The organism is Propionimicrobium lymphophilum DSM 4903 (assembly GCF_000423485.1).
Classification (GTDB): domain Bacteria; phylum Actinomycetota; class Actinomycetes; order Propionibacteriales; family Propionibacteriaceae; genus Propionimicrobium; species Propionimicrobium lymphophilum.
The window spans coordinates 419,926-441,803 of sequence record NZ_KE384026.1; the positions used below are offsets into that span (position 1 = coordinate 419,926).

General features: G+C 53.3%; 21 protein-coding genes and 1 tRNA gene. 6 read left to right on the forward strand and 16 right to left on the reverse strand.

Annotated features, from left to right (window positions below):
- Window positions 1-97: 97 nt before the first annotated feature.
- The 4 genes from G556_RS0109395 to dnaG all read right to left on the reverse strand — a co-directional run bounded on the left by G556_RS0109395 (window position 98) and on the right by dnaG (window position 3,464).
- A tRNA-Asn gene (locus G556_RS0109395) sits at window positions 98-172 on the reverse strand.
- A 75-nt stretch (window positions 173-247) separates the two neighbouring features.
- A complete protein-coding gene (locus G556_RS0109400) occupies window positions 248-730 on the reverse strand; it encodes a hypothetical protein (RefSeq protein ID WP_028822594.1) in 483 nt (160 codons plus the stop codon).
- 24 nt (window positions 731-754) lie between these two features.
- Window positions 755-1,552: a sigma-70 family RNA polymerase sigma factor gene (locus G556_RS0109405; protein WP_028822595.1), complete on the reverse strand. Its 798-nt coding sequence runs from the start codon at window positions 1,550-1,552 to the stop codon at window positions 755-757.
- Between the two features lie 49 nt (window positions 1,553-1,601).
- Window positions 1,602-3,464 (reverse strand): DNA primase, encoded by a 1,863-nt coding sequence (gene dnaG, locus G556_RS0109410; RefSeq protein ID WP_028822596.1) that lies wholly within the window; start codon window positions 3,462-3,464, stop codon window positions 1,602-1,604.
- 81 nt (window positions 3,465-3,545) lie between these two features.
- Here dnaG and G556_RS0109415 point away from each other — a divergent pair, with 81 nt between their 5' ends.
- Window positions 3,546-4,313 (forward strand): ABC transporter permease, encoded by a 768-nt coding sequence (locus tag G556_RS0109415; protein ID WP_051176827.1) that lies wholly within the window; start codon window positions 3,546-3,548, stop codon window positions 4,311-4,313.
- On the opposite strand, the gene G556_RS0109420 is transcribed toward G556_RS0109415, so the two are convergent.
- The 3 genes from G556_RS0109420 to G556_RS0109430 form a co-directional block, all read right to left on the reverse strand.
- The gene (locus G556_RS0109420; RefSeq protein WP_028822598.1) at window positions 4,310-5,380 is read right to left on the reverse strand and encodes an HD domain-containing protein; all 1,071 of its coding nucleotides are present in this window, start codon (window positions 5,378-5,380) and stop codon (window positions 4,310-4,312) included. The two genes, G556_RS0109415 and G556_RS0109420, sit on opposite strands and share 4 nt — an antisense overlap.
- Before the next feature lie 94 nt (window positions 5,381-5,474).
- Complete coding sequence (gene dusB / locus G556_RS0109425; protein WP_081675577.1) at window positions 5,475-6,626, reverse strand: tRNA dihydrouridine synthase DusB; 1,152 nt, start codon at window positions 6,624-6,626, stop codon at window positions 5,475-5,477.
- A 55-nt stretch (window positions 6,627-6,681) separates the two neighbouring features.
- The gene (locus G556_RS0109430) at window positions 6,682-8,067 is read right to left on the reverse strand and encodes a glycine--tRNA ligase (protein ID WP_028822600.1); all 1,386 of its coding nucleotides are present in this window, start codon (window positions 8,065-8,067) and stop codon (window positions 6,682-6,684) included.
- Window positions 8,068-8,227: 160 nt separating this feature from the next.
- Here G556_RS0109430 and G556_RS0109435 point away from each other — a divergent pair, with 160 nt between their 5' ends.
- From G556_RS0109435 to G556_RS0109450, 4 genes are read left to right on the forward strand one after another with little or no spacing between them, the layout of a single operon-like run.
- On the forward strand, window positions 8,228-9,283 hold the full coding sequence (locus G556_RS0109435) for a metal ABC transporter substrate-binding protein (RefSeq protein ID WP_233418214.1): 1,056 nt from the start codon (window positions 8,228-8,230) through the stop codon (window positions 9,281-9,283).
- Window positions 9,280-10,026, forward strand: a complete 747-nt coding sequence (locus tag G556_RS10860) for a metal ABC transporter ATP-binding protein (RefSeq protein WP_036916279.1) — start codon at window positions 9,280-9,282, stop codon at window positions 10,024-10,026. Before G556_RS0109435 ends, G556_RS10860 begins: the two co-directional genes overlap by 4 nt.
- A gap of 2 nt (window positions 10,027-10,028) precedes the next feature.
- Window positions 10,029-11,003: a metal ABC transporter permease gene (locus tag G556_RS0109445; RefSeq protein ID WP_028822602.1), complete on the forward strand. Its 975-nt coding sequence runs from the start codon at window positions 10,029-10,031 to the stop codon at window positions 11,001-11,003.
- Window positions 10,993-11,403, forward strand: a complete 411-nt coding sequence (locus G556_RS0109450; RefSeq protein ID WP_028822603.1) for a Fur family transcriptional regulator — start codon at window positions 10,993-10,995, stop codon at window positions 11,401-11,403. The genes G556_RS0109445 and G556_RS0109450 overlap by 11 nt, the downstream gene beginning before the upstream one ends.
- On the opposite strand, the gene recO is transcribed toward G556_RS0109450, so the two are convergent.
- On the reverse strand, window positions 11,400-12,143 hold the full coding sequence (gene recO, locus G556_RS0109455; protein WP_028822604.1) for a DNA repair protein RecO: 744 nt from the start codon (window positions 12,141-12,143) through the stop codon (window positions 11,400-11,402). The genes G556_RS0109450 and recO overlap by 4 nt on opposite strands.
- Before the next feature lie 63 nt (window positions 12,144-12,206).
- Here recO and G556_RS0109460 point away from each other — a divergent pair, with 63 nt between their 5' ends.
- On the forward strand, window positions 12,207-12,986 hold the full coding sequence (locus G556_RS0109460) for an isoprenyl transferase (protein ID WP_024110643.1): 780 nt from the start codon (window positions 12,207-12,209) through the stop codon (window positions 12,984-12,986).
- A gap of 295 nt (window positions 12,987-13,281) precedes the next feature.
- Here the strand turns inward: G556_RS0109460 and leuA are convergent, their stop codons facing one another.
- The 8 genes from leuA to tgt form a co-directional block, all read right to left on the reverse strand.
- Entirely contained in the window at window positions 13,282-15,012 is a 1,731-nt protein-coding gene (leuA, locus tag G556_RS0109465) for a 2-isopropylmalate synthase (RefSeq protein WP_028822606.1), read from the reverse strand.
- 218 nt (window positions 15,013-15,230) lie between these two features.
- A complete protein-coding gene (era, locus tag G556_RS0109470; RefSeq protein WP_028822607.1) occupies window positions 15,231-16,151 on the reverse strand; it encodes a GTPase Era in 921 nt (306 codons plus the stop codon).
- Entirely contained in the window at window positions 16,152-17,414 is a 1,263-nt protein-coding gene (locus G556_RS0109475; protein ID WP_028822608.1) for a hemolysin family protein, read from the reverse strand.
- Window positions 17,404-17,865: an rRNA maturation RNase YbeY gene (gene ybeY, locus G556_RS0109480; protein WP_028822609.1), complete on the reverse strand. Its 462-nt coding sequence runs from the start codon at window positions 17,863-17,865 to the stop codon at window positions 17,404-17,406. The genes G556_RS0109475 and ybeY overlap by 11 nt, the downstream gene beginning before the upstream one ends.
- Window positions 17,862-18,809: a PhoH family protein gene (locus G556_RS0109485; RefSeq protein WP_036916344.1), complete on the reverse strand. Its 948-nt coding sequence runs from the start codon at window positions 18,807-18,809 to the stop codon at window positions 17,862-17,864. Before G556_RS0109485 ends, ybeY begins: the two co-directional genes overlap by 4 nt.
- A gap of 148 nt (window positions 18,810-18,957) precedes the next feature.
- A complete protein-coding gene (locus G556_RS0109490) occupies window positions 18,958-19,416 on the reverse strand; it encodes a DUF5709 domain-containing protein (RefSeq protein ID WP_036916280.1) in 459 nt (152 codons plus the stop codon).
- 73 nt (window positions 19,417-19,489) lie between these two features.
- On the reverse strand, window positions 19,490-20,419 hold the full coding sequence (locus tag G556_RS0109495) for an SPFH domain-containing protein (RefSeq protein WP_016456308.1): 930 nt from the start codon (window positions 20,417-20,419) through the stop codon (window positions 19,490-19,492).
- Window positions 20,420-20,533: 114 nt separating this feature from the next.
- The gene (tgt, locus tag G556_RS0109500) at window positions 20,534-21,796 is read right to left on the reverse strand and encodes a tRNA guanosine(34) transglycosylase Tgt (RefSeq protein ID WP_016456309.1); all 1,263 of its coding nucleotides are present in this window, start codon (window positions 21,794-21,796) and stop codon (window positions 20,534-20,536) included.
- Window positions 21,797-21,878 lie beyond the last annotated feature (82 nt).

Genomic DNA, 21,878 nt, shown 5'->3' on the forward strand with positions numbered 1-21,878 from the left:
AAACGGTTTTCGAGCAAAAAAATTGCTCACCTAAAAGGTGAGCAAAATATTGGCCAAACAGAACTGAAATTATTCAGATCACTAAGCCTGAGCCTTGTGGCTCCCCCGCCTGGATTCGAACCAGGAACCCTCTGATTAACAGTCAGATGCTCTGCCGTTGAGCTACAGGGGATCGCTCGGTGCAGAAAGAAACACTAGCAACATGTTGGCGAAGATTCAAAATCGACCGTTCCGGAGCTTGAACTGCCTAGTTGCCGTACTCCTTCTGAATGAGTTTCGTCTTCTCGATTACACGCTTTTTGACCGCTTCATCTGCAAGATCAGTGGCACCAAGCGCGTAGACCGTCCAAGTTATCTTGCCGCCGCCGGGCGCGCGACGGCCGGCAATCGTTATTTTTCCGAGACCGTCACCCAGATCGACGTTAGTTTCGGTGATTATCGATGCCCTTATTTTTTCGGCGAATACGAGGGGAAGATCTCCGGGATCATCTAGCTTTATTCCACCACGAGCGCCGTCAAGCAGTTCCCAAGCTAGAACACCGTTTTTTGCGTCCCAAGATCCTGACTGGATCTCTTGCCAAGCGATGATGTCCCAACCAACTGAGCCAAGTAACGCAAAGTGATCTTCGAGAATGGCCGCTGTCCCCTTGAGGCCTTTAGCGGAAACAATGATTCTCGCTTTAGGCAATTTCTCGCGAAGGGCTTGCAGGTCGTCTCGTGATACTTTCATTTGCCTTCCAGTGTCTACCGTTGGTTACGCGGCTTGTTGAATGTAGCCGCGAAGCTTTCTTAACGCTTTAAGTTCAATTCTACGTACGCTGCTGACGCTCAGTTGCATTTGCTCTGCGATGTAGTTCCTTGTCCTGCGTTTGCAGCCCAAACCGTAATGCATTCGGACTATCTGATTTTCTTTTTGGGTCAGCACGCTCGACCACCCAGGTGGCAGATCGGGTTTTTCAATTTTCAGCTCGACAATGTTTTCTGCCATCTCCGGGACAAGCTCAAGGTGCCGTCCTGCGCTCATCACCAAGTGCGCGTAAGCGCCTAGCTTTGCTTCTCTGGCGAACCTGCCATCTGAGATTGTTTCGTCAGCTTCGGCTTGCCGTCTATTCCATGCTTTTCTTGCCTGCCATATTTTTCGTGCCGCATTAATAGAAGTATCTAGCTCTCCACAACGTAGCGCAGCAGCTTGTGCCAGAGTCCCATTTATGGTGTTCCAAGCGAAGGTGGTGAATCTATGCCCTTTTGCCCAGTCCCAGCGTTTGATCGCCTCCCCTAGCCCGATGCACGCCTCTTGCAGCAGCTCGTTGTTCGGCAGTCCTGCTTTTCGAGACCAGTCGTTGGCGAGTTTTGAAGCCAAAAGCAGGTTGGCTCGGTATAGCGTGGATCTGGCGTCTTCGCCCAGAGCTATGACTGCTTCCAGCAATCCAGTGGGAACCGCACTGCCCGAGTTAAGCAGGTGTTTTGCATATACGCCTGATTCGAGAGTTTTGGCCAGTTCTATCTCTTCAGGGTGGGTCAGTGGATCTATAGCTAGTTTGCAAATACTCATGCCCTAAATTTTGGGCCGCGTGTTGAGCCAAAAACTTAGTTATCCACAGCTATTCTTCAACTCCGAGAGACTCAGCCTGGTATCTACGTCTATCGGTTTCGAGAGTTAGGAGTTGAGCAAAAAGATCTTTGTGCTCTTGAGGGTTTTGTACCGGGTTCAGGCGCTGCAGTTTTGAACGCAGATTGGCGAGTTTTCGGTTGGTGGTAATCAGCTTCAGCCTTGCCACGTATGCAGTTGCGTAATCCTCGCTGGGCTGAGCTAAGACTTCCTCAACGATCAACGAAAGCTGTAGCTTTCTGAGAGATTCGTCCTCGAGCGAATCGTTGACGGCTTGTGGCCAGTTACTTGCCTGGAAGCCAACGTTCAAGATGTTTTCAGCCAGCGCCCGGTAAGCGGGGTGCGTGAAATCTTCCGGGGTAAGACTATTCCAGGAAGTGTCGAAAGTGGTGGGAGCCTGCAGCATCAGTTTCAGTGTGCCTCTTTCGACGCCGATTCTACGATCGTTCCTGTCGGGCATCGGCATCAGCGTCGCTGCGTTCTGTGCTGCGCTGATTTGAGCTGACCTTCTGCGCCGCTGGTTTTCGGGCGGAATGTTGACTCGGTTGGTTCTGTTGACTATCTGCCTAACGTCATTTGGATCCATGCCCACCATTTGGGCTAACTCACGCAAATATCCGGGAATTAGTGATTGGTCTCTGACGGATTTGATCAAACCGGATGCTTCGCGGACCGCGTCGAGCCTGCCGTCTGCGCGATCAAGATCGTATTTGCTGACGATATTATCCATGACGAATCTATAGAGCGGAACCCGCCTACCGATTAGCTCTCGCACCGCGGCCTCACCGTGTTGAAGACGTAGATCACACGGGTCTAAACCGCTTGGTTCCACGGCGACGTAGGTCTGAGAAGTGAATTCCTGATCTAGATCGAAAACCTTTAGCGCCGCCTTCTGGCCGGCCGCATCGCCATCAAATGTGAAGATTACTTCTCCGTGGAAGGCGTCGCTGGCACCCATCAGCCTTCTAATGAGACGAGCGTGACCTTCACCAAACGCAGTGCCGCAAGAAGCAACAGCGGTCTCTACGCCCGAAAGGTGAGCCGCCATGACGTCCGTGTACCCCTCGACGATGACCGCTTGGGCTTGTTTGCCAATCTGTCGACGCGCTAGGTCGAGACCGTAGAGAACATTAGATTTTTTGTAGACCGGCGTTTCTGGGGTGTTTAAGTATTTTGCAGGCATGCGATCGTCGTCGAATACCCTTCTTGCGCCGAAGCCGAGCACGGAGTTAGCGGAGTCGCGGATTGGCCAAACGACCCTGCCCTGAAAATAGTCCCAACCGTTTTGGCGGATCAGGCCGGCTTGCACGAGGGTCTTGTCGTCGAAACCTGCATGGTTGAGGGCATTGTGCAACGCCCTACCGCCTTTAGGCGCGTACCCCATGCCAAAGTGTCGGCAGGCTTGTTTGTTGAATCCCCTGCCCATCGCGAATTCACGGAATACATCGTTATCGGATTTTTCGATCTGGGAAGCATAAAAATCTGCTGCGGCGCCATTAGCGGCAAGAATCCTCGCCCTGGCCCCAACGTTGACGCGCGGCCCAGAGTCTTCAGTCTGTCTTAATTCGACCCCGACTTTGTCGGCGAGCAGCTGAACCGCCTCGACGAAATCCAGATTGTTAATTTTGCGCAAGAACGTGATCACGTCCCCGCCTTCGCCGCAGCCAAAACAGTAGAAAAGCCCGCGAGAAGGGGTCACCTGGAAACTGGGCGTTTTTTCGTCGTGAAACGGGCAAAGGCCCTTCATGGAGTCGGAACCGGCAGGACGGAGCGTCACGTAGTCACTGACCACGCTAACGATATTTGCTCGCTCGCGAACAAGCGCTATGTCGTCGTTGCTGATAAGGCCTGCCATGGATTGAAGTCTAGCTAGCGAGAGAAACTATGGTTAGCCCAATCTGAATGAAAGACGAAACAGCCCGGCTAAAACGGCATAATGACAATCATGCAGATAGATCCGACCTGGCAGCTAGCAATTGCTCTGATTGCACTGTGCGCATTGGCAGCGACAGTTGCCAGGTTCGCGAAGCTAACTCTCAGCAAACAAATCATTATTGCCGCGATCCGCTCCATCTTGCAGCTGGCGGCCGTTTCATTCATAGTTGTGCTTGCGGTTCAGCGCTGGTGGAGTGGGCTGCTTTTTATCATCGCAATGTTCTTGTATGCGGTCTGGACAACGACTGGCACAGTAAAAAACAGGAACTCTTTCCTATGGGTTTGTGTGGCAATGGGCTCAGGTGTGCTGCCGGTTTTGGCGGTAATTTTCCTGTCTGGAACTGCCCCTTTCAATGGCTTTTCTTTGGTGCCGATCGGCTCAATCATCATCGGTAACGTGATGAAGGCTCAAACCCTCACCGGACGACGAATTTTCGGCACGTTGAGAGAAAATATCGGCATTTACGAGGCAGCCTTAGCTCTGGGTTTCAAACGCCCCCAAGCAGTCTGGATCGTCATAAAACCAGAACGAAAAGAAGCACTCATCCCTAACATCGACTCGACCAAAACCGCAGGCCTGGTGACGCTTCCAGGTGCTTTCATCGGAGTCCTGCTTGGCGGAGGAACAGCCCTGCAAGCAGGCGCATCACAAGTATTGGTACTGCTTGGCATCATGGCCGGCCAGGTCTGCTGTGTGGCAGTTTCCCATGAGCTAATTAAGAGGACAAAGCTGCTTCCTCCCTACCTCAAGGCAGCCCTTCACCCCTAAGCTCCTCTTCCGATCCCCTTAGGCAGCTTCGCAGGATCCCAGCCTAGGAGCTTCTCGGCTTGATCGAACGCAAACCGGTCCGTCATGCCCGACGTATAGATAACCGCGGCCTTAACCGGATCTTTTGGGTCTCTGTATGAATCTGGCAGGTAGGCAGGGTTATCGATGTAGTAACTTACGAGCGACTGCAGAACTTTTATCACTGTCAACGACTGATCAAGAGACTCTTGCCTGGTGTAGATCTGGTCGTAGTTGAACCTACGCAAGGCGGCCATTGCCTCAAATATCTCCGCCGACATCGCCACTACGCCGTGCTCGTTAGTGGTGTCGATCACGGAGCGAATCAGCACAGACAACTGTTCACGACGGGATATACCCAGCACACCAGAGATATCTGACGGCAGATCCGATTCTGAGACGACGCCGGCATGAATCGCGTCCTCTAGATCGTGGCAGCAATAAGCAATCCTGTCGGCCCAGCTGCAAATCTCACCCTCGACAGTGAAAGGAGCCGGCCTCGACCAAGAGTGATTACGGATTCCATCCAACGTCTCTTCACACAAATTCAGATGCGCTAAAGAAACATCCGCACCCCAAGGCCCGTGATCGAATCCTTCTGGAATAAACATATCGAAGGCCTCCTCGGAGGCATGACCTCCTGGACCATGACCGCAATCATGGCCAAGAGCCATGGCATCTGCCAGCGCAACGTTTACGCCTATCCCCCTGGCAATTGACGTAGCCACTTGAGCGACTTCGAGTGCGTGTGTAAGTCGAGTGCGCTGATGGTCAGTGGGGAAAACGACTGCCTGCGTTTTACCCGCTAGGCGTCGAAAAGGGGTCGAGTGGACGATTCTGTCCCTGTCTCGCTCGAAACACGTTCGCTCCGGATCTGGTTCTTCCGGGCGCGCCCGATTACCCGCACCTTTGGAAAGCGTCGCACCGGGTCGCAAAGTGGCGGCCTCTAACTCTTCCCTTGCTACGCGTCCTACCGTCTTTCCAGGTTCGAGTTCGGCATGCGTATCATTATGCGCGGTGATGAATTCTCCACCACCATGGCCACTCATCGTTTTTGCCCATGCTTTCGTGCGGGAATTAGGTTCTAGCTTTGCCACACATCCAGCTTGCCACCTGAAGAAAGAAAATTCCTGCCTGCAGGAACTACCCGCCGTCGACGTGTTCTTCGGCACCGCTCATATCGAATCCTTCGACGCTGCGAGTCTCTAGCCAGCCGTCTGGAAGCGCGACTCGTTTTGCTCGCCCTGTTCTTCCCCTGGCTTTCCCTAACAGCTTCTCTGGGAACTCCATTTGCGGATCAAGCTGACTAACGAGATCGTCGTATTCGTCTAGAGTACTGACCATTCCGAAAGCGTGTCGCATTTCGCCGCCGATTGGGAATCCCTTGAAATACCAGGCAGTGTGCTTTCGGAAATCCGGCATACCGTGTCGCTCTCCCCTATATTTGATCAGCAGCTGGGCGTGTCTTCTGGCCAATGCAGCAATCTGCCCCAGGTTTGGCAGTGTAAGCGTCTGCTTGCCTGCCATTGCATCGGCGAGATCCCTGAATATCCAAGGCCTTCCTAAACAGCCCCTGCCCACTTCAACGCCAGCACAGTTGGTTTGCTTAACCATCTCAACTGCATCGGAAGCTTCCCAAATGTCTCCGTTGCCGATGACTGGAATATCAAGAAGCTCCACCAGATCTGCGATGGGCTCCCAGTTGGCGTGCCCGCCGTAATATTCGGATACTGTTCGCCCGTGCAGGCAAACCGCGGCGATGCCGACGTCCTGAGCGATCTGCCCGAAATCGCGATATGTGATGTGATTCTGGTCGATTCCGATTCTAGTCTTGGCGGTTACCGGAACCCCATATCGGTCTGCAGAATTTACAGCGGCCTTCAGCACAGCTCGCATCAAGTCGAGCTTCCATGGCAAGGCGCCACCCCCGCCTTTTCTAGTTACTTTAGGCACCGGGCAGCCAAAGTTGAGATCAATATGGCTGACGTTGAACGACTCGCACAATATGCCGACTGCGACATAGATGGACTCGGGGTCTGCGCCATAAGTTTGAACGCTCCTGAAGACCTCATTATCGGCGAACGTGAGCATGTCCGCGGTTTTCCAGTCACCCATCACTAGGCCTCGAGCCGTGATCATTTCGCACACGTACAGGCCCGCGCCCTGCTCTGCGCAAAGCTGACGGAAAGCGGCATTGGTTACCCCCGCCATAGGCGCGAGGATAACAGGAGTGTTTACGACTAGCGCGTCTGGGTTAGAAGGTGCGCTGAGTTTTAGCGGAGGTAGAAGATTCACTAGGCAAAAAGAAAAATAATGGGGTGCGTTCCAAGGAACGCACCCCGGTTGATTATTAGCAGTCGACCAACTTGCCGGCCAGGAATTCCTTGACCTTGTCGATTCCGATGCGTTCCTGACGCATGGTGTCGCGCTCGCGGATCGTCACGGCATCGTCGTCAAGAGTGTCGAAGTCCACCGTGATGCAGTAGGGAGTGCCGATCTCGTCTTGACGACGATAGCGCTTACCAATTGCCTGTGCGTCGTCGAAGTCGACGTTCCAGTACTTACGCAACTCAGCTGCTAGATCACGCGCCTTCGGAGAAAGCTTCTCATTGCGCGAGAGTGGTAGAACAGCGGCCTTAACGGGCGACAGGCGCGGGTCTAGCTTGAGAACAACGCGCTTATCTACGCCGCCCTTAGTGTTGGGAGCTTCGTCTTCGGTGTAAGCCTCGACCATGAATGCCATCAAGGAACGGGTCAAACCAGCGGAAGGCTCGATCACGTACGGAATGTAGTGCTTGTTCTGAGCCTGATCGTAGTACTCGAGGTTAGTGCCGGAGTGCTCGGAGTGGGTCTTCAGGTCAAAGTCTGTGCGGTTCGCGATACCCTCGAGCTCACCGAAATCGCTGTTCTGGAATCCGAAGCGGTATTCGATGTCCACCGTGCGCTTCGAGTAGTGCGACAGCTTCTCCTGCGGGTGCTCGTAGAAACGCAAGTTTTCTTCGCTGATGCCCAGGTCCATATACCAGGCCTTACGGTTATCGATCCAGTACTGGTGCCATTCCTCATCGGTTCCCGGCTCTACGAAGAACTCGAGCTCCATCTGTTCAAACTCACGGGTTCGGAAGATGAAGTTGCCTGGGGTGATCTCGTTGCGGAAACTTTTACCGATCTGGGCAATGCCAAACGGAGGCTTTATGCGCGAAGAATTGAGCACATTCTTGAAGTTCACGAAGATGCCTTGAGCTGTCTCGGGACGCAGGTAGTGCAGACCCGACTCATCCTCGACCGGACCGAGGGTGGTCTTGAGCATCATATTGAAGTCGCGAGGCTCGGTGTATTCGCCGCGGTTGCCGCAGCTTGGGCAAGGCACGTCGGTCAACGCAACGTCGTCCTCGGATATGTTCTTGCGAGCCGCAAATTCTTCCATCAACTGGTCTGCGCGCCAACGCTTGTGGCAGCTCAGGCACTCAATCAGCGGGTCGGTGAATACTCCTACGTGACCGGAAGCAACCCAGACCTCTCGAGGCAAAATTACCGACGAATCCAAACCTACGACGTCACTACGAGAGGTGACCATGTGCTGCCACCACTGACGCCTAATGTTGGTCTTCAGCTCTACACCAAGCGGGCCGTAGTCCCAGGCGGCACGAGTTCCGCCGTAAATCTCACCACAGGGGAAAACAAAACCGCGACGCTTACAAAGGTTGATTACCTTATCCAGCTTGCTTTCAGCCATTAAATCCTCATCTACGCAGGCCCCATTAGGGCTATTTCTCGATACCTGGCTGGCACCGAGCCTGGTCGGTGAAAGAACCGACACAACATATATAGGTTATCTGTTCGACAATGTTGTCTCGAATCGAGTTTTTATGAATTTGAAAACTAACCAAAATAATATGAGAATGATTATCGTGTTTAACAAGTTTTTTAAGACTACCTTCCTACTTTTCGCTGCCGGCTCGCTCGCACTAGCAACTGGCTGCTCCGCTGAATCAAACGAGACTTCTGCGCAGAAGCCAAAAATTATCGTCGGAGCATACCCATTCCAGTACGCAGCAGAGGCAATCGCTGGCGATAACGCGCAGGTGACGAACCTGCTCAACCCCGGAACTGATGCCCATGACCTCGAGCTAACAGCCAAGCAAGTATCTGCAGTTAAAGACGCAGACCTGGTGGTATACCAGTCCAAGTTGCAAAGCGCTCTCGATGACGCTGTAGCCCAGCAGTCCCCCAAGCACGTGCTGGACACCGCTGTTTTTCTGAAGCTTAGGCTGGCTAACAACGCCGACCACGAGCACGAAGAAGAACATTCCGAAGACCACGATCATGCCGAACACGACCACGCAGATCACAAGGACTCTGCTGAGCACACAGATCACGATCACAGCGAGCATGAAGAATCGGACGAGCACGGCGAACACGACCACGGAAAATACGATCCGCACGTTTGGCTCAACCCAATGAACGTTTCTGAGATTGGTCAACACATAGCTGAAGAGCTATCGAAGATTGATCCCGAGCACTCCGAGAGCTACAAGAACAATGCATCAGCCTTGAGCGAGTCGATGAGCGAACTGGACAGCGAATTCTCCGCAGGCCTGCAGAGCTGCAAGATCGACACCTTCGTTACCAACCACGCAGCATTCGGATACCTCGCAGACAAATACAACCTGAAGCAGGTCGGGATCTCCGGGCTATCCACGGAAGAAGAACCCAGCCCCGCACGCATCGAAGAGGTCCACGAGATCGCCAAAGCCAGCAAAGTGACCACGATCTTCTACGAGCAGACGGTTTCCCCGAAGGTTGCCGAAACAATCGCTAGCGACCTCAAACTCAAAACCGACGTACTGGATCCTCTGGAAACACTAAGTGACGAGTCAAGGGGCAGTGACTACGTTGAAGTTATGAAATCGAATCTTGAATCGCTCAGGAAAGCAAACAGCTGCAAGTGAGCGAAAAAGTAATTCACGCCGCCGGCGTTGACGTTTTCCTTGGTGATCACCAGATCATCCATGGTGTGGACTTGGACGTCAACGCCGGCGAAGTCGTTGCGCTCTTAGGAGGTAACGGCTCCGGCAAAACGACCCTGATCCGAACCTTGCTCGGGTTAATTCCGTATTCGTCGGGAAGCATCGAATTGTTCGGAAAAGATTTGGGCCACTTCCACGACTGGGCGAAAATCGGCTACGTTCCTCAACGCGGATCGTTACAAGTCCCGTCGGCAACAGTCAGCGAAGTGGTGATGCTCGGCAGACTCTCCAGGCACCCCTGGTTTGGCATCCCGAACAAGAAAGACCGGCTCGCCGTCTCCGACGCTCTCGAACGAGTCGGGCTGGGTGGCTACGAAAATCGCGCAATAGCGCGGCTCTCGGGTGGTCAACAACAGCGTGCGCTTATAGCGCGAGCACTTGCCGGGCACAGCAAATTATTGGTTCTAGACGAGCCGCTGGCAGCTCTTGATGTGCGCACCCAAACCGAGCTTGCTCACTTGCTGGCATCGCTCAACGAGCAGGGACTGTCCATTCTCACTGTTCTTCATGAGCTGGGGGCGATGGAGCCGCTTCTGCAGCGTTCCGTTGTTTTACAACTGGGCAGGGTCATCTATGACGGCAACCTGGTCTCCGGACCCGGCTCGGAGCACTGCCCCGAAGACGTCAGGATGCAAAAGCATCTGAGAATTTTTGATCAGGATTAACCTTGAGCATCTTCACTTTAGATTTCATGATCAGGGCGCTGCTCGCAGCGATCCTCACCGGGCTAATGGCACCTGCGGTCGGCACATACATCGTGCAGCGCAGGCTTAGTCTTCTTGGTGACGGCTTGGGACACGTCGCAATCGCGGGTGTTGGCCTAGCCTTGATGACTGGTCATGCCCCCGTTCCTGTCGCAGTTGCCATCTGCGTCGTTGGGGCTATCGCTATCGAGTTGCTCCGCCAAAGCGGAAAAGCAACCGGTGATGTTGGCCTAGCTATTCTCTTCTATGGGGGTCTGGCTGCGGGAGTGTTGATGGCTGGTATCGCAGGAAAAGGGGCTGGGACTCTATCGCAATACCTGTTTGGCTCGCTAACCTCTGTTGACTCGACCGATCTGAAAGTCGTCGCGATAATGGCCGCGATAGTTCTTGCCTGCTCGTTGGGAATGGCACCGCAGCTATTCGCAGTATGCGCGGACGAGGATTTCGGGCGCAGCCAGGGCGTTCCGACCAGAATATTCAACATTCTGATCGTCGTTTTAGCCGCCATAACTGTGGCCGTATCAATGCGAACGGTTGGGCTCCTGTTAGTTAGCGCGATGATGGTCGTTCCCGTCGCAACTAGTTCAAACATCGTTTTAGGATTTAAAAAGTCCTTGGTTTTTTCGATGCTGATCGGCCTGTTCACGTCCGTCGGTGGAGTGACATGCTCCTACTATCTAGACACTGCTTCGGGCGCTACTATTGTGGTGTTGGCTATCCTTGTCTACATGGCTAGCCTGCCAATCAGCAGCTTCATCCAGCGCCGTCACCGGAAAGCTCCGCAAGAACATCCTGCGGAAGTCTTCCCGAGGGCAGAGGAACACGAGTCGCTAGAGCAGGCGAAGAACTACCCAGCCATGCTGCACGGCGACCACGTCGATTATCTTCACAATGGTCACCGGCATGCACCGCACGGAGACCACTTTGATGAACACTGACAGAAGAAATTCACCCAGCCAAGCACCTCGCCAGACCAAACGCCGCAAGCTAATCGCCGCGACCATTGACGAAAGTAAAGAGTTTTTAACCGCTCAGCAGGTTCACGCCCAGCTTCGTGACGCGGGCGAATCCGTTGGCCTGGCTACTGTCTACCGGGCATTGCAGTCCATGGCCGAAAACAACGAGGTCGACTGGATCCGCAACGAGGAAGGCGAAGTCGCCTACCGTTCTTGCTCAGACGGGCACCATCACCACTTAATCTGCCGGGGATGCGGGAAAACCATCGAGGTGTTCCCCGACTGGCTAGAGAATTGGACATCAGAAGTAGCTGCCAAGCACGGTTATACACAGCCCGAACACCTACTAGAGATCTGGGGTCTTTGCCCTGACTGTAGCTAGCGGCGATCCACCATCGGAAGCGCCCGAAGCCCACGCTCCAGGTGCCAGTTAACGAAGGCCGACACCAAACCGCTGACTTCCGCTTGCGTATGAGGGCTTACCGACCTGGTTGTAGGCCAATCGCCGGTGAGCAATGAAATCATCAGCCCCCAAGCCGCCCCGCTCGGTTTCGCTGCCCCCGGCGGCTTGCAGGAGACACAGACCGCTCCTCCACTTTCTGGGGAGAACCATTCCAGCGGTCCAGCCGACCCGCAATGGGCGCAATCAGACAAGGAAGGCGCATAGCCTGCAAGCGATAGTGAGCGCAGCAGGAAAGAATCAAGGATCATTGCCGGAGGCCTGGGACCATCCGAAGTGCGCCAGCCCAGTGCCCACAAAGCACCAACCAATAATCGGTACTGACCGATAGCAGGTTCCCCCTCCACTGTCACTAGCCGATCGGCGGTTTCGAGCATCACCTGGCCCGCAGTGTAGGCAGGATAGTTGGTTGCCAATGGACGTCCGAATGCATGAAGGGTCTCACATTGCGCCACCACATCAAGGTTTCTACCAACGGCGAATTGCACATCAATATGGCTGAAAGGTTCGAGCCGTGCCCCAAATTTGGAGGAGGTCCTTCTGACTCCCCTGGCGACCGCCCTAATTTTGCCGCGCGAACGAGAAAGCAGCGTGATGATGCGATCCGACTCACCAAGTTTGTGGGTGCGCAGGACGACTGCTCGATCTCGATACGTAGGCATTTACTCCATTGTGCCCACCAACGACAAACTAATTCCACTCTTTGATGCGCTAAATTTGAGGCTATGAGTATCCAGCGTCCCGAGAAGCGTAAACCCACCCCGCATCCGAGTGGAGTAACGCCCCCAAACGTCCCTGCCGAGGCGCTACCAAGACACGTGGCGATCGTAATGGACGGGAACGGGCGCTGGGCAAAGGCTCAAGGCTTGCCTAGGACTAAGGGTCATGAGGCTGGCGAAAGCGTACTTTTCGACGTCATCGAAGGTGCGATCGAGATGGGGATCAAGTATCTCTCGGTATACGCCTTCAGCACCGAAAACTGGAAACGCGACCCTCGCGAGGTCAGCTTTCTGATGGGTTTTAGCAGGGACGTCATCCACAATCGCCGTGATGATTTGGATGCTCTAGGAGTAAAAGTTCGGTGGGCTGGCCGCAGGCCTAAATTGTGGGACTCCGTAATCAAAGAGCTAGAAGAGGCTGAAATCCAGACGGCGGATAACCACGTCATGACCATGCAATTTTGCGTTAACTACGGTGGCCGAGCCGAGATCGTGGATGCAGTCAAAGCTATCGCCCAAGATGCCAAGGATGGAAAGATAAACCCTGCGAAGATTTCGGAGAAATCCTTCAGGCAATACCTTGACGAACCCGAGATCCCAGACGTGGACCTGTTCATCCGAAGCTCAGGCGAACAGCGCACCTCGAACTTCCTAATCTGGCAGTCCGCATACGCCGAATATGTCTTCGTTGACAAGCTTTGGCCAGATTGGGACAGGCGAGACCTTTGGGATGCGGTAGAGAAATTTGTGAACCGCGATAGGCGATTTGGCGGAGCTAAGGCATAACGCTTAATAGATAGGTCAGCTTACAAATGGAAAATTTTTTCAATAGCGAAACCGTGAAATAACCACTTACCTTGACGCCAGGTAATTATTTTCCTTCGAGACAGATTTCTTAAGCCGACAGATCCTCTGAAGGTCGCAAGGGCGACTAAAAAATAATTTTTCGAGCTTAAACCGGCTGATAAAGCAGATTCCCGGCGACCCAGAAGGGGTAAATAAGTCGCCGGGAACTATGTTCCATAGTGCACCATGCACTATGGAATTTGCAAATCCTTTTCACCGATATGGTCAAGCAGTTTTATGCCCTGTTACATGCACTGATTAAGGCATGCAATGAAGCGGTCGTGATGTCGGGGTGGATACCGACACCCCACAGAGTCTTTGTGTCCTCGCCCTCCCCGATTTCGCACTCGATGTAAGCGGCCGCCTTGGCGTCTCCGCCAGAAGTCATCGCATGCTCAGCGTAGTCGAGAACGTGAACGTTGAACCCAACCGCCTTCAGAACATCGACGAACGCCGAAACCGGGCCATTGCCCCGACCTGTGACCTTCTTGCGTTCACCATGAAAGTTCAGCTCGCAAGTAATGTTGTACACGCCATGCTCGTTTCTGAAGTTGAAGTCCAAACCGCTCAGCGGCTCGTCCATCTTCAGATATTCGCCTTCGAAGAATTCCCACAGCTGCTCACTGGTGATTTCGTGGCTAGCTTCGTCCGCATACTTTTGAACGACTCTGCTGAACTCCATTTGCAGACGGCGAGGCATATCGAGCCTGTGGTCCGTCCTCATCAGGTAGCTGACGCCACCCTTGCCGGACTGCGAATTGACTCGGATGACGGCCTCGTAGTTTCGCCCGACGTCATGCGGGTCCAAAGGCAGATAAGGAGCAATCCATTCAATCTCGTGAATGGTCTTACCCTGCTCATCTGCCTTGTTCTGAAGGTCGTCCAAGCCCTTCTTGATGGCGTCCTGGTGCGAACCGGAGAACGCCGTGTAGACCAGATCTCCAGAGTACGGCTGCCGATCGTGGACCGGCATTCCTGTGCAGAACTCAACCGTGTGCCGGATTTCATCGAGGTTAGAGAAATCAATCTTCGGGTCAATCCCCTGCGTGTAAAGGTTGAGCCCCAAAGTGACCAGGTCGACGTTACCTGTGCGCTCGCCATGACCGAACAGGCAGCCCTCAACACGGTCAGCTCCTGCCATCTGCGCAAATTCGGCAGCAGCGACTGCAGTGCCACGGTCGTTGTGAGGGTGCAATGATACGCAGACGTTTTCGCGGTTGGGGATGTTGCGGCAGAAATACTCAACCTGATCGGCATAAGTATTCGGGGTGCTCATCTCAACGGTAGCAGGCAGGTTGAGGATAATCTCGCGATCAGCGTCAGGCTGCCAAACCTCCATGACCCCCTCGCATACTTCCAAAGCGAAATCGGTGTTCGCCTGGCTGAAGATTTCTGGGCTGTATTCGTAGCCCATCTCGGTGTCGCCAAGGTGACGTTCCATGGCGCTTACAACCCATTGAGTGCCCTGTTTCGCCAGCTCCTTGGTCTGGTCTGGGGTGTTCTGGAAGACGACGCGTTGGAACAAATCGGCCACCGCGTTGTACATGTGGATGGTCGCACGCTTGGCGCCAACTAGGGACTGCGCCGTGCGATCGATCAGGTCTTCCCTAGCCTGCGTAAGCACTGAGATGACTACATCATCGGGAATTGCGTCTTCGTCCTCGATTAACGACCGAACGAAGTCGTACTCTGTTTGCGATGCAGCGGGGAAACCGATTTCGATTTCCTTGTATCCCATTCGGACTAGCAAATCGAACAACTCGCGTTTACGGCCAGGAGTCATGGGGTCAATCAAAGCCTGGTTGCCATCCCTGAGATCCGTCGACAACCAACGTGGAGCCTTCGTCAGCTCCTTGTCGGGCCAAGTGCGATCGGGCAGCTTCAAAGGTTGAAACGAACGATACCGCTCGAAAGGCATAGGTGAAGGCTGCTGCAAAGGGCAACCGTGAGGCTTAATCGCAGAGATTTTAGACATATTTCGCTCCAGAAAAGTATTAGATATGGAAGCCAGGCACGCGAAAACTCCGCAGCGAGGAGGCTTGGCTCCAGCCCTTAACGGCTAGCTAGCCTCGCTGCGGCGGCCAAGGAGCAGCAAATATGCACTGTTAGGCGTAACCACGTTTTCCATTTTAACTGCTGATTTGCCTAGCCAGCCAAATCACCACAGTTTGGACATTGCAGATTTCAGAAGCCCAAACGGTTGAGTTGTTTAGCGTCCTTCTGCCAGTCTTTAAGCACCTTTACCTTGAGATCTAGATATATCGGAACACCAAAAATAGCCTTGAGCTGCCTGCGCGCTTCGGTACCGACCTGCTTGATTCTGGAACCACCTTTACCGATCATGATGCCCTTTTGAGATTCGCGTTCAACAATCATCGAAGCATAGATCTGCAGCAGTGGTTTGTCTTTTGGTCGATCCGGCTTGAGACTCATCTCATCGATCTCGACGGCTATCGAGTGCGGCAACTCATCCCTGACATCTTCCAATGCCGCCTCGCGGATGATCTCGGCGGCCAAGGTCTCGTCAGGTTGGTCGGTTAGATCATCATCAGGGTAAAACTTTGGCCCCGGCTCGAGCAGGCTGGTCAGCACTTCGGCGACGTCATCGGTCTGCTCGCCGGAAACCGCAGAACAAGGCACGATGTGTTCGAACTCGACCTCAGTTCGTTTAGCCAGCTCATCGACCTCGGTCAATTGCTTTGCAAGACGTTCTTTGCTCACCAAGTCGGTCTTGGTGACGATAGCCAACATCTTCGGCCGCTTCGAAAGCTTCGCGAGCTCAGAAACTAAATATTCATCGCCAGGACCGACATGTTGGTTCGCAGGCAGCACAACTGCTACGACATCAACCTCCGACCAAGTCTCGTAAACAAGATCGTTTAGCCTTGTTTGCAGCAAAGAACGCGGCTTAGAGACACCTGGCGTATCGATGATGATCAGCTGGGCGTTAGGGGTAGTCACGATACCCCGCACAACTCGCCTGGTCGTTTGAGGCTTGCTAGAGGTAATAGCTACCTTCTGCCCTACGAGCGCATTAATTAGCGTGGATTTACCTGCGTTCGGACGGCCGACAAAGCAGGCGAAACCCGATACGAATTCTGACATTTATTTCTCCTCGGTTTCTTCCTGCGGCTCCAACTTGCGGACGAGAATGGTATCGATCTGGTGTCGTCTGGCTGTCGCTCTTTCTGCGGTCAGTTCCAACCCGTTCCAGGTGATGCTGGAGCCCGGAATCGGCACCATGTTCAGTTCTTTAGCTAATAGCCCGCCTATGGTCTCTACATCCTCGTCATCGACCTCCAGATCGAACAAAGCACCTGTGTCATCGATCGGCATCCTGGCTGAAACACGCCACAGCCCCGGTTCGACTTCCTGTGCAAGATCTGGTTCAGAGTCGTATTCGTCAGTGATCTCGCCGACGATCTCTTCGATTAGATCTTCGATAGTGGCCAGGCCAGAGGTGCCACCGAATTCGTCGACCACCACGACCATGTGATTCCTGGTCAGCTGCATCTCGCGAAGCAATTCATCGATCGGCTTTGAATCTGGCACGTACTTGGGTTCGCGCATGACCTCGCCAACAGTCTGGGTGCGCTGCTTTTCAGGCTCACAATAAACCCTGCTCATGGCGTCTTTCACGTAGAGAACACCGACAATGTCATCTAGGTCGTTAACCACAACCGGGATCCTGCTGAACCCAGAACGCAAAGCTAGGGATAGCCCCTGACCAATCGATTTTTCCTGCTCGATGAACACGACGTCAGTGCGGGGAACCATGACCTCGCGGACCAACGTGTCGCCAAGCTCGAATACCGAACGGATCATTTCTCGCTCACCGTCTGAAGCGACCTCGATCTTCTCCGCCTCCGGGCTTGCGGGCCCATCGGTCCAGCCCGGGCCCGGTGTCAGCGCGTTGGTGATCCAGATCAGCAACTGCCCGATCGGCCAGACCAAAGAAGAAACAAACCCGATAAGTTTGACGCAGCCAAGCGCCAGTTTCTCATCGTGCAGTTTTCCTAGGGTCCTAGGCGCCGTCCACCACATGGTAAAAGATACAATGCTCAAAACTGCGATCGTGATCAGCATGCGCAGTAAAAGTTCATCGGCGAGGCTGAAGACCAGCATGGCAAACAGGACACAAGTTACTATCTCGAAGACGACCCTAAGCAAGGTAACTGCGGTTAGCGTCGGTGCCGGATCCTCCAGAATCTCTTTAAGCTTGGGGGCATTCTTCCTGCCTTCCTCAACGAAGACATCGACGCGAGCTTTCGTCATAGATGAAAGTGCGGTGTCTACCGTCATCACCAGAAAGGCTAGAAAGGAAAAAACTACCGCTAGCCCCAGCCAAATCCACTGATTAAGACTCATTTAACGGGCCGGCCTTCCAATCAGCAATTATCCGGTCGTTTAGACCAAACATTTCGGCCTTTTCATCGGGTTCTGCGTGATCGTAGCCGAGCAGATGCAGCAGGCCATGAATCAGAAGATAATCAATCTCTTCCTCAGGCTCGCGTCCGTTTTCGGGCGCTTGAGCGCTAGTGAATTGAGGGCATATGACGATATCACCGAGCAAGCCATTCGGCGGTTCTTCGCCGTCTTTCGGCACCCTGAGCTCGTCCATCGGGAAGCTCATTACATCCGTAGGCCCCGGAAGGTCCATAAACCGTTCGTGGTATCCGGCCATGGTTTCCTCGTCGACCAAAACCAGCGACAAATCAGCCTGCGGATGAATGCGCAATTTGTCGAGAGCGAAAGCGGCGAGCCTGACTAGGCGCTGCTCGTCTGCTTGAGTGCCTGATTCGTTGTTGATATCAATCATTTTCTGCCTCGGTTCGTGAGTGCCTGTTCGAGCGTCACATCGTATTTGTCGTATGCCGCAACGATCTTGCCGACCAGCCTGTGGCGAACGACGTCTTTCGAAGTCAGCTGGCAAAAGGCGATGTCGTCTATACCTGAAAGAATTTTCTGCACGATTTTAAGGCCGCTGGAGGTCCCGCCTGGCAGATCTACCTGGGTGATATCGCCCGTCACTACAACTTTTGAATTAAAGCCCATGCGAGTTAAGAACATCTTCATTTGCTCGGCAGTGGTGTTTTGAGCCTCGTCAAGAACGATAAAAGCATCGTTAAGAGTGCGTCCGCGCATGTAGGCGAGAGGAGCTACTTCGATCACGCCCGAAGTAAATAATTTGGGAACCTGATCGCGGTCTAACATGTCGTGCAAAGCGTCGTATAGCGGACGCAAGTAAGGATCCACCTTATCGGTCAGGCTACCCGGCAAAAATCCGAGCCTCTCCCCCGCTTCGATGGCCGGACGCGAGAGAATAATCCGATTAACCTGCTTTTCCTGTAACGCCTGCACTGCTTTGGCCATGGCCAGATATGTTTTTCCTGTTCCTGCCGGGCCGATACCAAAAGTGAGCGTGTGGGCATCGATCGCATCAACATATCGCTTCTGATTTATCGTCTTGGGCCTGATGGTTTTGCCGCGAGTAGACAGGATGTTGGCGGTAAGCACCTCGGAAGCGTGCACATCTCCGCCTGTATCGGTAGCGATCGATATGATTCGTTCTACCTTTTCCGAGCTTAGAGGCTGCCCCATTCTGACGATCGTAACCATCTCGGTGAGAATATCCACGGCATTCTGGACGCTAGCCGGGTCTCCGGTGACCGTAATGTCGTTTCCACGGACGTGCAGATCAGCTGCGACCGCACCCTCCAACAACCGCAGAAATTCGTCGCGAGGCCCAAGCACATTGATCATGTCAACGTTCGCTGGCACGGATAAAACACGCAGACTGTCATCAGGATTCGGCTGGCTGGACAGGATTCCTCCAAAAATTGCTAAACCCACCGGCAACTTGGCGGTGGTGACACAATAACTCTAGCTCAACCGCCTTAGTCTCCTAAGACTATTCTTCTTCGCCCTTATTCTGCCGATCAATTTCGTCTTCGTCGATGATGTGCATCGCGGCTTCCTCTGCGCTGGCTGCACCACCAGAAATACCGACGTCCTTAGCCACTGCCTCGCCCTCTTTATCGTTGGTGATCTTTCCGTCTGCTGTTGCCACCAATCGACCGGCGCGCTCCTGGCCAACCTGTCGAGGTTCCTGATGCGGGTTCCAAGGACCCTTATCTTCGTCGGTTGTTTCGGGCTCTTCTTGCTTGATTCGCTGTTCGACGCTTTCGCCGCGACGCGCCTCTTCCGCGGTATTGCCATACCCTTGGGCGACGGACCAATTGTCTGGGGCTACGTAACCTTCGTCTAGAGGATCCGCCACTCCTCGATCAATCAACGTGTCTGAGGCTGAAAGCTGACCTTCGTCATATTCCGGCAGTCCAGCGTCATTGCTAACCGTTTGCTCACTCATATATAGATTCTGCCACCCCAAAAGAAGATTCGGGCTCCAACACGGCTAACTATTGGAGCCCGAACCAAGCAATTTAGCTTTTACGGGAGACTTTTGGATAACCAAACCCGCCATTCGGATCTTGATTGGCAGATCGAACCGACGCGAAAAGAGAACTCCGCATCTCGTTCATGACTGCCTCCAGACCACCAGGGTTAGAGGGCAGCATCAGAGTTTGAGTGTTGGAAGACTTAGCCACTTCTTGAAGAGTGTCGAAGTACTGCGTGAGCAGAAGCATCTCTTGTGCTTCTTGTCCTATACCCGCTTTCCTGAGCAGCTCATACTGCTCGGCCAGGCCGTCGACTATCGCTTTGCGCTGGGCCGCAACGCCCTCACCTTGTAGCCGTTTGTACTCGGCATCGGCTTCAGCCTGTTTGACTATCTTGATCTTTTCGGCTTCTGCAAGCGAGATAGCTGCTTCACGCTCACGCTGGGCAGCGTTGATAGCGTTCATCGATGCCCGAACATTCGGGTCTGGGTTGATGTCAGTCACCAAAGTGTTAACAATCGTGAAACCATAGGCCGCCATTGACTCGGACAAGGTGGCCTCCACGTCCGAGGCAATTTGATCCTTAGAGGAGAAGGCATCATCAAGGTTAAGCTTCGCCAAAGAAGTTCGTACACGGTCATAGACGTAGGATTGAATCTGGCGTTCCGGATCAGCGAGTCGGTAATAAGAATCAACGACGTTCGCGACCATGTATTGGACCGAAACCGGTATCGTCACAAACACGTTGTCCTGGGTTTTCGTCTCGACGATGGAATCGAGTTGCATTATACGAAGCGGAACCTTTTTTGCGATCTTGTCGACGAATGGAACCTTGAAGTTAAGCCCCGGATTCGCCACCTTGTGGAACTTTCCGAACCGCTCGATGATGTAGCTCATCTGCTGCTTAACGACAAACAGCGAGGAGAAAAGAATTATCAACCCGACAGTTAAAAAGAAAACGAAAACAGAAAACACGGTCAGCCCTTTCGGATCTGCGGCCCAACCAACGAGCCAATAAACACTTGAGTTAGAGACTAAAGAATCACTATCAACAGAAAATGAATTCTTTAAGAATTACCCGTTAACCGCTCAGCTCTTCTTCTGATAAAACCGACCCAGCATTTCCCCTTTGAATTCGTAGAAATCGCCGTTTCGGATAGAGGACCTAATTTGATCAACGAGGCGAACAGTGAACCTTTCGTTATGAATCGTGGCAAGCGTGTTGGCCAACATCTCCTTCGCTTTGAATAGATGGCGAACGTAAGCCCTGCTGTAATTGGCACAGGTGTAGCAGTCGCAACCTTCCTCAAGCGGGCTGAAATCTCGCCTGAAGCGAGAATTAGTTATGTTGTATCTGCCATCCGCCGTATAAATCGCCGCATTTCTTGCCACCCTCGACGGGTTGACGCAATCGAAAGTATCCGCGCCCACTTCGCAAGCGGCAAAAAGATCATCCGGTTCGCTGATCCCCAACAGATGCCGAGGTTTGTTGTCGGGAAGCTCCTGCGCCATCCAGGTGACGATCTTAGCCAAATTGTGCTTTTCGAGCGCTCCACCTAGGCCGAAGCCGTCGAAGGTCCAGCCATCCGATTCAGTAGCAGCTAAATCGCGACTGGCTTTACGCCGCAAATCTTCGTACTGAGCTCCCTGAACCACCCCAAAGAGAGCCTGATAGGGCTTACCTTTCCTCTCCAAAGTAAGTCTCTTGTGCTCAGCAAGGCAACGTTGCGCCCACCGTTGCGTTCTGGCGATAGACTCGACCTGATACTCGCGAGTGTTCAGAAGGGTCGTCAGCTCGTCGAAGGCGAACATGATGTCAGCACCAAGCTTGTGCTGCACGCACATGCTGACTTCGGGAGTAAACCTGTGCATTGAGCCGTCCAGTGGAGACTTAAAGTTAACCCCGTCCTCATCGACGTGAGCCTTACGCTCCTTGCCCTCGGCTATCACCTCATCGTTCTGCATGCCGGTTACGTCCATCGCCAAGACCTTCTTAAAACCAGCGCCAAGGCTCAGCACCTGAAAACCACCAGAGTCCGTGAATGTCGGACCTTGCCAGTTCATGAATTTGCCTAGACCGCCCGCCTCATCGACTAAATCTGGCCCCGGCTGTAGATACAGGTGAAACGCATTAGCTAACACGGCCTGCGCGCCCAGATCGCGAACTGTTTCAGGAAGCACCGACTTAACCGTGGCCTTCGTGCCAACCACTATGAATGCTGGAGTTTCGATTTTTCCATGCGGAGTCGAGATCAATCCCGTGCGGCCAAGACCGTTCGACAAAGTAGCCGTAACCTCGAACCCGAAATCTTCTTGGCTCGCTGGTTTACTCGATGCTTCAAAACTGGTCATAAGACTATTTTTGCAGGTCTAAAAAAGATACGGTTGAATCCGTGAGTGATCCGAACAAATGGACTAGACAAAAAAATCATCG